This is a genomic window from Streptomyces sp. NPDC111802, from assembly GCF_055634335.1.
On sequence record NZ_JBVKCZ010000095.1, the window covers coordinates 1 to 11,086 of the forward strand.

Here is an 11,086-nt window from a genome sequence, read left to right on the forward strand (position 1 = left end):
TCTCTCACGGCCCGTTGCTTCGGAGTCAGGCCACCCCCATCGGAATACCGCACAACTACCGGCATACACCCAAAGACTGATCCACCGTCACCCCGAAGAGAAGACCTCAGAAGCGTCGCGGGATTCGGTCTGCAGCGAGTGTCAGTCCCGCGCTGTACCGTCGCGAGGCGACGATGAGGAGGACTTGTGGCTGACCACAGCAGCGAAGCCCGGAACTATGCGAATTTGGCTGACCAAGAGCTCGCAGAGGTCACTGATCCCGGGCAGCGTGCAACGGCGTATGCCCTTTTAGCTCTGACCCACGCCGTACTCAGCACAGGGGAAGGCGTCAGCAAGATCAGTTCCACCCTGTGGGAGATGGAAGACGTCTTCCGTAGCTGAAGATCGGCTTTGCTCCCCGCACTAGCGGGGATGGTCCCGAGATGACCTTGGACTCGGCAGCGTACGTTTTGTGATCCCCGCGCCCGCGGGGATGGTCCCCTCACGGAGAGCAGATGGGTGCTGGACCTGGTGTGCTCCCCGCGCCCGCGGGATGGTTTCAACTCCAGCACGAACCCCACCTCCCTCCGCTGGTGCTCCCCGCGCTCGCGGGGATGGCCCCGTCGCCCAATGGGTCGGCCACCGCGTCTGGAAGTGCTCCCCGAGCCTGCGCGGATGGTCCGCGTCGTGCCGCCGCGGCGGCCTGCTCCGCTTCCGGCTCCCTGCGCCCTCCGTATGGTCCTGGCCCCTTCAGCCCCGAGACCGGCGTGGCTCCCCGCGCCGGCGGGATGGTCCCCGGGCGTAGTACCCGTCGGTGGATGGCCTCCCACTGCTCCCGCAGCGGGGCGCTGGCCGCTGGAGCTCCCAGGCCCGCTCGGTCAGCAGCACGCCGATCACAGCGCCCAAGTCCAGCGGCTCGCGCGTGCCGCGCCACCCGGGCCAGACCAACGCCGGACACCTCGCCGCTCATGCCGACCCCCCAAGGGGTGTAGCCCAGGTTCAGGTGCCCGAGGCGGGACAGGCGCTGCACCTTCGCCACGAACGCCCCAGTGAACAGCCTCTGTGCCGACGTCTCGCCGTACCGGTCGATGTGGTCGAACACGACCTGGTGGTCGCCGGCGGCTCGGGTGCGCCAGTCGAGGACCTGCTCGCGGGTCAAGTCCTCGAGGACCAGCTCCTGGTGGGCGACGTCGGCCTCCGGTGCGGGCGCGACGGGTGCCAAACGGGGCGTGGGCAGTACAGCCGACGGCTGTGAGCGGGGCCGCTCACCGAGGGCGGCCGCGGCTTCGGCGCGGGCCCTGGCGGCCGCCGCCTGCCGGGCCCGGACCTGCTCCCACCGGTGCTCGCGGGCCCACGCCTGGGCGGTCACGTCCTCGTGCAGCTGCCGGTCGACCATCGCGCGGCGTTCCTCCGCCGTGGCGTACGGCATAGCGTTGTCGATGGCGGCCGCGACCGTACGGCGCTGGGCACGGCGGTCTGCCTGGCGGTCCTCGCAGCGCGGGCAGTCCCGGCCGGAGTCGATCAGCATGCGGTCGTCGCACAGCGCGTCGCCGCACTCCTGCCGCTGAGGCAGACCCTTGCCAACCAGCCAGCCCACCGGGTCCTTAATCGGGCCGCCCAGCCGCAGCTGGTCTGCGAGCCGCCGGGCGAGCCGGTCCGCGAGGACCTGGGGCGCGTTGATCCTGCCGACGAACCCGCTCACCGTGGCCAGCTCGGAGCGGGTGGCGGCCTCCACCAAGCGGCGGGCAGCGGGACGCTCCAGACGCGCCCACACCAGCCGGACCGGCTCCAAGATCTCTCGCAGGTCTGTCGCGGGCAGCGGCACCCTCCCCCGTTGCTGCCTGCCGTGACCTGCACAGTCCGCGACCCGCACCGGTATGTTGCTCACCGACCCGGGGCCGGCCTTCTTGCTGCTCATCGACGGGGACTTCCGCTGCTGTTCCCCGCGTAGCGGGCCGCCCGCGCCGCACTCTGGCAGCGCCTGGCCGACCACCTCGCTGTCGACGGCCTGGTCCTCGCGCACGCGTGCGTACTCCGGCCGACGGCCTTTCGGACCACGGCCTTCGCCGGAACACCCATGAGAGAGGGCAAGTGAAGAGACAGGAGTACCCACAAGAGGGTGATCAGTGTGAAGGGCTGCCGCAAGCGCGGGCTCTGTCACATCACCCTTACTGGCCACCAGCGCACCGCTGACGTGTGAATCTGTCTTCGGCTCGGGAGCCTCGCTACCCCCTGCCGCAAGCGCGGGGTCTACGGGCCCGGGCTCCGCAGCGTCCGAACGATCCTCCCGAGCGTCCGCGATCCCGTCCCGGCCGTGCGCGGCCGCGACCGCTGGCACCACCAGCCGCGTACGGTGACGCAGCCCGGACGCCGTACGCACACGGACCCGCACCACCAAGTCCCGCTGCTCCAGTCGCTCCAGCACCCGCTCACCCGCCGACGCCGTGCAGCCCAGCAGCCGGGCCGCTGTCGCCGCCGCCCGGCCGCGCCGGGTGTCGACCGTTCCGCCGCACTGCCGCACCCGGCCGTTCTCCCGGGCCTCGAGCACCAGCAGCAACAGGGCGAGCCGGTCCGTCGCCGCCGCCCGACCGGTGCGCGACCCGAGCAGCCCGGCCGGAGTCACGCTCCCGTCCCGGTGCATCCAGCCCGGCGCCATCACAGCCTCCATCAGCCGCAGCAGCGTCGCCAGCTCCTTCTTCGTCAGCGCCAGCGGATGCCCGACCACGCCCTGCGCGGCCCACATCGGCAGCACCTTGCACTTCAGCCCGACGGCCTGGCCGTACTCGCCCTCCGCCGCTTCGACGTCGACGACGCCCGAGCGGCGCAGCGCCGGCACCACGTCCGAGGCGACGTACGACGCCGACAGACCCAGCCACCGCCCCAGCTCCGGCGTGCGGATCTCCACCACACCCGAAGACGACGGAGTACGCGACGCCAGCACGATCACCGCGAGACGGACCGCATCCGACAGACCCTCCAAGCCTGGGACATCCATCAGCGCGTGCACCGCACCACCCAGCCGGGCGCGAGTATCCCGACCCAACGCGAGCGGGTGCGCAGGACCACGCAGCGGCACCGGGCCGGCCTGCGCGGGCACCGACCGCAGCCGACGACGCGGCACACCACCGGGGGGGCGATCGAACGAGACAGCGGCCTTCGCCGTCACGGCGCTCACTGGCCCACCCCGGCCGACACACGAGAAGCGATCGCCTGGCGGTCGCGAGCCGGACGGCCCGTGGACACAATCGCGCTGGCAGCGACAGGAGCGGGGGCACTGACTGGACGGACAAGGGCTCGCGGTTGCGGAGCGGCCCGAAACAGACAACAGCGCTGCTGAACAACGGGACTTACGGGGCGAATCGTGCTGTGAAATCGGTCAAGGGGTGACTTCACAGACCCCCAAACGGGGGTAAAACGGGTGTATGTGGGCTGGCAAAAGCCCAAGCAGTCGTGCAGAATGACGACGCCTCCTTCTTTGAAGGCGGGCACAACGAAGCTCCCTATTGGGCGCTTCGCGTTCGAGGGAAACGAACAAAGATCGAACCGCTCGCAGCCGGCTGGCACCGGGGCGGGCAGCTCCTCCAAGAGGCCGGGCAAGCCTCAGGGAGAGCAGATGGGCGCTGGTACTGGTGACGGGCAATCACCGGGAACCAGGCCCGGGGCGGCCAGAAGACCTGCGATGCAGGCGCCGCCCCCGGCGACTTACGTCATCCCGACCCCCTCACAAGAGGGGTGTACCGGGGTGCGCGCGGACAGCACGAACGCACCGTCGAAGGGCCAGCGATCGCTCACGCGCTGCTGGCACCACGGCGGGGTGCTGTGTGACTGGGGCAGAGTACGGGTACCCTGATGCATGTCGATCACCTGGACTCGTTGATACGGGTGGTCGGCAGGCCGAGGACCCCCACTACAAGGTCCAGTGGCCCCGCCCCCTCGACTTACTCAAGGTCGCGGGGGCCATTTTTCTGTTGATCAAGCTCGGAGACACGATACTCCTTCGTACTGGGGCTCCGAGCCCCTGGGGCGCACGTGTCGCAAAGCCACGCGGCCACTGACGGTCCATCACAACTCGATATCGTTCTGCTGAATTCGCGCCTCACGGGGATCAAGCATGGGAGCAGCCGCACAGCAGATCCGCGTCGTCCTCGTCGAGGCTGATCGTGCCGACCGAGTAGGTGTCTGCGGCCGGAGAGCACAGCGCGGCGAGGTCGATCGCTCGCCGCGTCCAGCGCAGCTCCTGCCTTCAGTCGGTGGTGTACCTCAGGCACGCTCCTTGGGGGCGTAGCGAACGAACACGACGTCGTCGACCGCGCCGACTTCCAGCACCTTCATTCGGGCGGTTGATCCGCCCGGGTAATTGGCGGCGCCAAGGAAGCGTGCCGCCTCGGGCTGGCCGACCAGGAGCGGGGCGATAGCGAGGTGGATTTCGTCGGCGAGATTCGCGGCCATCAGCTGAGTGTGGATGGTGCCGCCACCCTCCACCATGAGCTGGCCGACGCCGCGGCGCCCGAGCTCATCGAGAGCCAGGCCCCAGTCGAACTCGGGGCCGACGCTCACCACGTCGGCCAGGTCACCCAGGGTGGCGCCTACCTTTTCCACCGCGCTGTCCACGGTGATCACCAACTTGGCGCCGCCGTGGTGCCAGAAATTCAGGTCGGCAGAGAGATCACCGGACCGGGTGACCGTCACCTTCAGCGGATACTCAGGCTTGCCGTCGGCGACGCGCTGAGCTCGCCGTTCTTCGCCGTTGACCAGCAGGCGCGGGTTGTCCCGGCGCATGGTGTTCGCGCCAATCAGGATGGCGTCGCTTTCAGCGCGGACCTGGTCGACGCGGTCGAAGTCAGCGGCGTTAGACAGGCGCAGCCGGTCGGGGCTGGTGTCGTCCAGATATCCGTCGACCGACATCGCGGCGGAGAGGAGAACATACGGGCGTGTGGTCATCGGTCTCGTGATCCGTTTCTTCAGGCTTCGTGGGCTATTGCGGCGTCGAAGTTCGCGCGGAAGTCGGCGACCTCGGGCTGGCGCTGCCATGGGGCCAGCGACCTGTCCAAGCGCGCGAGTTCACGGACGATCCGGCCCGAGCCGGTATCCGCTGCCACCGTCAGGGCCTGGAGCCCGACCGCAGCTGCTTCTTCTGGGGAGCCAGCACCAGCGTGCGCGACAGCGGCCCGGGCGAGGTACACCCCCCGGTCGCGGTGGTACCCCTCGGGCAGGGACTTGATGGCCGCGGTGAAAATCTCTGCGGCCTCGGCGTGCTTGCCCAGCACCTCCAGTCCCTGCGCCCGGTGCACATCGACGTACTGCTCGTTCAGCCACACCCCCCAGGGAGTCGTGTCACTGGAGACACGATCGAGGGAGTTGCGGACGTCGTCGATCGCCCGCTCGCTGTCGGTGTCCTCACCGCGCAGCGCATGGCCGTACGCCTCGTAAGTCCGTGCAACCGCCGCGAGACGGCTGCGAGGCCTCGCCATGCGCTGTGCGGCTTCGGCTAGGTCGACGACGTCGACCAGGTCTCGCATCTCACCGGCGAGCTGGGCCTTGCGCGCCATCACGTACGAGGTCAGGTCACCGTCACCGACGGTGTGGCTCCACTGGAACGCCCTGTCGAGCCAGAACTCAGCGCTCTCGAAGTCGCCCAGGTCCTGGTAGAGCCAGGACGCGAATTCGCCGTACTGAGTCTGCAGTTCCATCAGGGACTGGCGGTCAGTGCCCTTGGCCTCCTTGCGAAGGTCTTTGATGACGTCGATGTGCTCGCGAACCGCCGTGATCGCCTGGTTCGGGCCGAGCAGGTTGTCACTGTCGATCAGTAGTCGGCGAGCACGCCGCAGGTGTTCCACTGGATTCCCGTTGTACGCGGCCGCCGACCGGGCCGGACGCGTCAGGCCCGGCACCACATCGGAAGCCGCGGCCGCTGGCGTTCCCGCCCCCAATGTGGCCGCTGCACCGATCCCCACCCCGCCTCGCAGCATCGCGCGTCGATCCAGCGCCACGTACACCACCGATCCATCTCGTAGACGAGCGGGGACAAAGATCCCCTCATGATCAGACGCTGCCTGCTGGGAGGCAGCCATGGCTAGCCCGATCGATGCATCGGATACATGGGGAGACGAAACGGATACATGGCCGCGCACGGATACATCCGCGCCGATGCGCTCCCACAGATCGACCAGAACGCCCCCAGCGTGGAGCAACGAGTCGATCAGCTCGACTTCTGCCCGGTCCTTCGGAGCCCTGTCTCCGCCCTCCCATTTCTGCAGCTTGGAGTGCGACATGAAGGCTTCCGCAGCCAGGCGGCGCAGGGAGTACCGGCGGGCTTCCCGGAACTCTCGAAGCGTGTAGCCGAAGCGGTGCACGGGTGACTGATTGGGCGTCAACACCTTTGGCCGCTGGACCACTTGCTGCCCCCTCCATGTCTTCACTCGGTGTATCCAGCGTCCGGATACACGGTCGATCTAGAACTCGCTCCTTGTCCAGGCCTACAACTTTGCTAACGAAGTTGAGCCCGCCAAGGAGGGGCGAACATGAGCAATGTGACGCGAGGAAGGTGGTCAGTCATTGCGTCCCTTCTCGATCTTTTCGAGGCGCGCGGCCAAGTCCGAGACCTGCTCCTCAAGTCTCTTGAGGGCGCGGGCAGTCGAGTCCTCACTGGACTCGCTCGCCGTCTCGGTAACGAACGATCCGCGTCCCTGGTGGGAGTAGATCAGTCTGGCTACCCGCAGCTCAGCCAACGCACGTTGGACAGTGCCTGGAGCCACGCTGTACTCGTCGGCCAACTCCCGTGTGCTCGGCAGTTTCGTGCCGGCGGTCAGCCGCCCCGAGCGGATCTTGTCCCGCACGTCCTGCACGATTCGCTGGTACGGCTGCACGGACTCGTTGCTCATGAGCGACATCGTAGGTCGACTCCCTCGACATAGCTAGCTTCCATAGCTTCACCAACCAACCGCTTGACATGGCGCCCGCTGTATCGGTTAAGTCGACTATGTCGACGAAGTAAGCGGTCGGGCAAAACCCCACCTGCCACTGGCCGGGATCATGGAGATCCTGTCACCGAAGGGAGCACCACCCCATGAACGTCATCCGCCGCCCCGCCGCAAGCCTCGTCACGGAGGACTTCGACGTTGAGACCCAGAAGCTGCTGGTCGCGATTGAGGTGGGGCTGCCGGATTTCGGCGACGTCGACCTGGACATCGCGTTCGGCACGCCGCTCTCGATGTACGAGGCCGGTCTCCTCCTCTCCGAGCGGCTTGAGTGTCTGGACGAGGAATCGGTGAAGGACGCGATCGAGGCCCGGCACGACCGTCTGCTGGCAGCCTGCGACATCGCCGCCGAAGACCCGAACATCGCCCGCTTCGTGTGTGAGCGCCTGGTCGAAGTCTTTCTTCCCTACGCCGCACAACTGCGCATCGCGCCGCCGGCTACCGCCACGGTCGTGCCGGTCGCGGCCTGACCTCTACCCCCGCCGGGTCTTCGGACCCGGCTCCCCCACCCGGAACCGCCTGCGTGCGGCGCCGGATGAGGGAGCCGGAACGTCGGTCCCTACCGCAAGACCTGCAGGAAGTCGTCCGCCCCTCGGGGTGGCCGGGTTGATGGCAACACCAAATCCCCGGGTTCCTCGACTGGCCTGCATGCACGTCGCAGCGCTGATGCGCTGTCCGTCCTCCAGGACGCCGGGTTTCCCGTGCGCCTGGTGGGCGGAGAGAGCACCGCGACGCAGCCCCTGCCCTCCGTATGAAGGAGATCCCCCACATGACCATCACGTCCGCGATGCCCAAGGCCAAGGAGCGGAAGACCCGGACCCGTACGAAGCGGGTCAGTGGCCTCCCCGCCATTCGGCTTTCTCAACTCCCGCCGTCGCACATTGACTTGCGGCAGCCGCTGAACGCGGTTCTCGTCTGCGAGGACTGCGGCACCTGGTGCCCCATCACCGGCATGCAGAGCCGCATCCAGAAGCTGGTCCCGCACCACACCGGCAAGGCCGGCGAGGCCGCTGCGATCCGCTGCCGCAGCAGCAACCGCGAGGTGGTGTTCGACATGACGATCCCCGAGTGGCGTCAGGCCCTGGCCGACGCTGACAAGGACACGTCGTTCCGCCGGTCGACCACCGTGCTGCGCAAGCCGAAGACCGCTCCTGCTCCGGCCGTCATGCACATCGCAGCGTCGAAGCTGGCGCAGGCGGCGGATGAGCCGGGCGACGGCCGGGCCCCGTGGCTGCTGCGGGAGATGAAGTGGGCATCAACGGAGTCGGCGGTCCGCGAGACCGACACCCGCCGCGCGCAGCTCCCCGCCGGTGACGCACCGCTGGCCAGCCCCCTGGTCCCGCTCAAGACGCTCCATCCCAAGCGGCCGCGCTGAACCGCCCCGCCCGAACGACCACGGCCCTGGCCGACCCGATCACCTCGGGTCGGCCAGGGCCGTGGCTGCTCGTACGACCAGCCGAAACGACGACAGCCCCGGTGACTTGAGACCACCCGGGGCTGTCCAGGACCTGTTGGGAGGCCCTGTGATCACCATGATGGCATCCGCGTCGTTATCCGGCGGACTGATCGACGACCTGGAACGCGACGACAACGAGCGCGGCTTCGAGCGTGACGAGAGCGAGGCCCTGCGCCTTCGAGTACTCATCCCGTTCGCGGCTCGCAGCGCCGTCACCGACGTCCAGCGTCTCGTACCTCACAGTGGCGGCGGGCAGCAGTGCGACACCTGCGGGGGATGGTTCGGCGTCACTTTCTGGACCTGCCAGGCGTGCGCGGCCTCTGCTGCGTGGCAGTTGCAGGTGCGGATGGACGATGAGCGCCCGCCGCTGCCGCTGCGCCCGACGCCCCATGAGCGGGACGGCCGGGACGGCGCTCCGGGGCCGGCCCGTCCGCATCCGCAGGCCGCCCGCCGGGACTGCCGCGGTGACTTCGGAGCGCGATGACCTGTATGCCCGCTACATGGCGGCGTTCAGGGCGTCCACCGAGCACACCAGCGGCTGTGAGGCCTGCCAGGCTGGCCGCGACTGCTCGGTCGGCAAGACGGTCCACGAGCGGTTCCACCGGCTCCAGGATGCCTACAACGCCCGGTCGAAGCAGCGGCGCTGATCTCCGGCACTGTGCGCCTGGCCGGCTCTCTTCGCTGGGCGGGCATGGCGCGCAGCTCCGCGACGGCCGGGCTTCGTATCCAGCTGCGCGGGACGGCCGGGCAGCTTCCTGCCCGCTCGCTCCCGCCCCGCTTGCACTCCCTCAGGCCGACCGCCCGCACTGCGGTCTGCTGGCCTTTCGCATGCCCTAGCCCGGGAAGGTCCGGGCCTACAGGAGGACTGATGGCGCACACCCGACCGCTCAACCGGCCGCTGGACGACAGTGGCCTGACCCACCGCACGGTGCCTGTCGCGTCGACGCTTGCCGTGCCGGCCGCCCCGACACGCTATGACCACCCGCAGTTCGTGGATGCCCGGCCGGGCTCAGGGGTGGTCACCTACCGCTTCAGGGCGTTCACCGGTCTGGAGCCGAAGCCGGAGTTCCCCAATGCCGCGTACGACGACTCGGAGATGGACTGGAAGAGGCGCGGCGACCTGCACGACCAGTACACCGCGGCGCGCGTGCTGTGGTCCCAGGCCCGGCTGCGTTGCCAGGCCAGGCCGCTGCTGAACCGAGCCGCCCAGCTCTGGGACACCTGGGTCGCTGCGCGGCACGAACTGGGAGAAGTGTTCGCCCAGTTCACCAACATCAGCGACGGTCACTGGCGCGCGCAGTTGCTCCGGCTGACCGAGGCGGAGCGCGCGGCCAGGACGGCCGCCGACGCCTTCGACGACGTCGCCAGCGAGCTTGCCCAGGCGGCCGCCGAGCAGATCCGTGTCGCTGGAGTGGAGGAGGAGCTCGAGCTGGTCACCATCGCGGAGGAGATGGGCATTTACGCGTCGGCTTGGCCGATCCGCCACATCGACGAGTACGCGTACCCCCCGCAGTACCGGGTCATCCGGCGCGGTGTTCCCCACTACGAGCGGGCCACACCGCTGGCCGCGCTGGCGGCGCAGCTGATCGAGGACCAGCGCGAGCGCCTGCGAGAGGTCGCCGAACTTGCCGGCGACGCCAACCCGGACCAGGTCACCAACGCGGGCTGCCTGTCCCCCGCGGCCACCGGCTGACCGGACCGACGCCACAAGCAAGAAGGGAGAACCGCGTGAACGCGAACGAGAAAACGCGATGGGAGGCCGCCCGGGGGGCGGTCACCTCGCGCGGGATGGTGCTCAGCATGCTGGGAGTCGTCACGCTGGGCGTGGCCGTCCTGTCGATGTACGTGTCCTTCGAGATCCTCTACCCGAAATTCAACTGGTGGGCCGCGCCGACCGTCGGCGCCCTGGACTGCCTGTGGGTGGTCATGCAGGCGACGGAGATCTTGTCGGGCAACAACAAGGTGCGTGGCCGGCGCGTCCGCAACGCCGGGCTGGCCCTCACGGCCGTCAACGCCGCCATCCCCACGACGGACCTGATCCTGGCCGGGCACGGCGAGTTCGACTTGGCCGTGATCCTCACGCCGATCGCGATCGTCGCGACCAAAACGGCCTGGTGGATTGCGCTGCCGTCACTCGGACGGAAGGTGTCCGCCGGTACGCGCCAGCACCTCGATGCCAAGCGCCAAGAGGTCGCCGACCGCCTGGAGGAGATGGAGGCCGAGGCCGCGCACCGCATCGAGCTGCTAGAGCTCGCCACTGAGCTGGAGGAGCGCGTGGCCGACGCAGAGACGGCCTACCGCACGTCGCAGCTCAAGATCCAGCAGACCATGACCGAGACCCTGCACAAGCAGGCGCAGGTCACCGAGCAGACGGTCGCGAAGAAGGCGCTGCCCGCCTCGGTCGCGGCGATCCGCCTGCCGGAGCTGGGCACGTGGACGCCTACTGCGCCCGCTCTGCCCGTCACGGCCGACCGTGACGCCTCCGGCACTGGCCTCCCCGCTCTGCCTGGTGGGCGTGACGCCTCCGTCACGGACGCTGGTGAACGTCACGCAGGTCAGGGCGATTTCGCGAACAGCCATCCCGGCGAGCGTCACGCGGGGAGTGACGGAGACCGTGACGCCGTCACGCTTACGGACCTCGCGGTCGTCACGGGCGTGCCCACGCCTCAGCCCG

10 protein-coding genes are annotated in these 11,086 nt (G+C 68.9%); 6 read left to right on the top strand and 4 right to left on the bottom strand.

Annotated features, from left to right (window positions below; translation table 11 throughout):
• Nucleotides 1-538: 538 nt before the first annotated feature.
• The 4 genes from ACZ7NC_RS42930 to ACZ7NC_RS42945 all read right to left on the bottom strand — a co-directional run bounded on the left by ACZ7NC_RS42930 (nucleotide 539) and on the right by ACZ7NC_RS42945 (nucleotide 6,860).
• Nucleotides 539-2,974 (bottom strand): hypothetical protein, encoded by a 2,436-nt coding sequence (locus ACZ7NC_RS42930; protein ID WP_471497345.1) that lies wholly within the window; start codon nucleotides 2,972-2,974, stop codon nucleotides 539-541.
• A gap of 1,265 nt (nucleotides 2,975-4,239) precedes the next feature.
• Complete coding sequence (locus ACZ7NC_RS42935; RefSeq protein WP_471497347.1) at nucleotides 4,240-4,920, bottom strand: RibD family protein; 681 nt, start codon at nucleotides 4,918-4,920, stop codon at nucleotides 4,240-4,242.
• 20 nt (nucleotides 4,921-4,940) lie between these two features.
• Entirely contained in the window at nucleotides 4,941-6,332 is a 1,392-nt protein-coding gene (locus tag ACZ7NC_RS42940) for a helix-turn-helix domain-containing protein (protein WP_471497349.1), read from the bottom strand.
• A gap of 195 nt (nucleotides 6,333-6,527) precedes the next feature.
• Nucleotides 6,528-6,860, bottom strand: a complete 333-nt coding sequence (locus ACZ7NC_RS42945; protein ID WP_471497351.1) for a GntR family transcriptional regulator — start codon at nucleotides 6,858-6,860, stop codon at nucleotides 6,528-6,530.
• Between the two features lie 185 nt (nucleotides 6,861-7,045).
• On the opposite strand from ACZ7NC_RS42945, the gene ACZ7NC_RS42950 reads away from it, so the two are divergent.
• From ACZ7NC_RS42950 to ACZ7NC_RS42975, 6 genes are all read left to right on the top strand, one after another.
• Complete coding sequence (locus ACZ7NC_RS42950; RefSeq protein ID WP_471497353.1) at nucleotides 7,046-7,426, top strand: hypothetical protein; 381 nt, start codon at nucleotides 7,046-7,048, stop codon at nucleotides 7,424-7,426.
• Between the two features lie 299 nt (nucleotides 7,427-7,725).
• Nucleotides 7,726-8,331 carry a hypothetical protein gene (locus ACZ7NC_RS42955; RefSeq protein ID WP_471497355.1) on the top strand — a complete coding sequence of 202 codons (606 nt, stop codon included), beginning with the start codon at nucleotides 7,726-7,728 and terminating at the stop codon, nucleotides 8,329-8,331.
• Nucleotides 8,332-8,488: 157 nt separating this feature from the next.
• Nucleotides 8,489-8,896: a hypothetical protein gene (locus ACZ7NC_RS42960; RefSeq protein WP_471497365.1), complete on the top strand. Its 408-nt coding sequence runs from the start codon at nucleotides 8,489-8,491 to the stop codon at nucleotides 8,894-8,896.
• 16 nt (nucleotides 8,897-8,912) lie between these two features.
• Nucleotides 8,913-9,059, top strand: a complete 147-nt coding sequence (locus tag ACZ7NC_RS42965) for a hypothetical protein (RefSeq protein WP_471497357.1) — start codon at nucleotides 8,913-8,915, stop codon at nucleotides 9,057-9,059.
• A 221-nt stretch (nucleotides 9,060-9,280) separates the two neighbouring features.
• On the top strand, nucleotides 9,281-10,105 hold the full coding sequence (locus tag ACZ7NC_RS42970) for a hypothetical protein (RefSeq protein WP_471497360.1): 825 nt from the start codon (nucleotides 9,281-9,283) through the stop codon (nucleotides 10,103-10,105).
• A gap of 35 nt (nucleotides 10,106-10,140) precedes the next feature.
• A partial coding sequence (locus tag ACZ7NC_RS42975) for a hypothetical protein (protein ID WP_471497362.1) occupies nucleotides 10,141-11,086 on the top strand: 946 nt, incomplete at its 3' end.

Bases quoted from the DNA above. Each gene is read 5' to 3' on its own strand.
- ACZ7NC_RS42930 (WP_471497345.1), bottom strand. From the start codon at position 2,974: ATGGATGTCCCAGGCTTGGAGGGTCTGTCGGATGCGGTCCGTCTCGCG.
- ACZ7NC_RS42935 (WP_471497347.1), bottom strand. From the start codon at position 4,920: ATGACCACACGCCCGTATGTTCTCCTCTCCGCCGCGATGTCGGTCGAC.
- ACZ7NC_RS42945 (WP_471497351.1), bottom strand. From the start codon at position 6,860: ATGAGCAACGAGTCCGTGCAGCCGTACCAGCGAATCGTGCAGGACGTG.
- ACZ7NC_RS42950 (WP_471497353.1), top strand. From the start codon at position 7,046: ATGAACGTCATCCGCCGCCCCGCCGCAAGCCTCGTCACGGAGGACTTC.
- ACZ7NC_RS42955 (WP_471497355.1), top strand. From the start codon at position 7,726: ATGACCATCACGTCCGCGATGCCCAAGGCCAAGGAGCGGAAGACCCGG.
- ACZ7NC_RS42960 (WP_471497365.1), top strand. From the start codon at position 8,489: ATGATGGCATCCGCGTCGTTATCCGGCGGACTGATCGACGACCTGGAA.
- ACZ7NC_RS42965 (WP_471497357.1), top strand. From the start codon at position 8,913: ATGGCGGCGTTCAGGGCGTCCACCGAGCACACCAGCGGCTGTGAGGCC.
- ACZ7NC_RS42970 (WP_471497360.1), top strand. From the start codon at position 9,281: ATGGCGCACACCCGACCGCTCAACCGGCCGCTGGACGACAGTGGCCTG.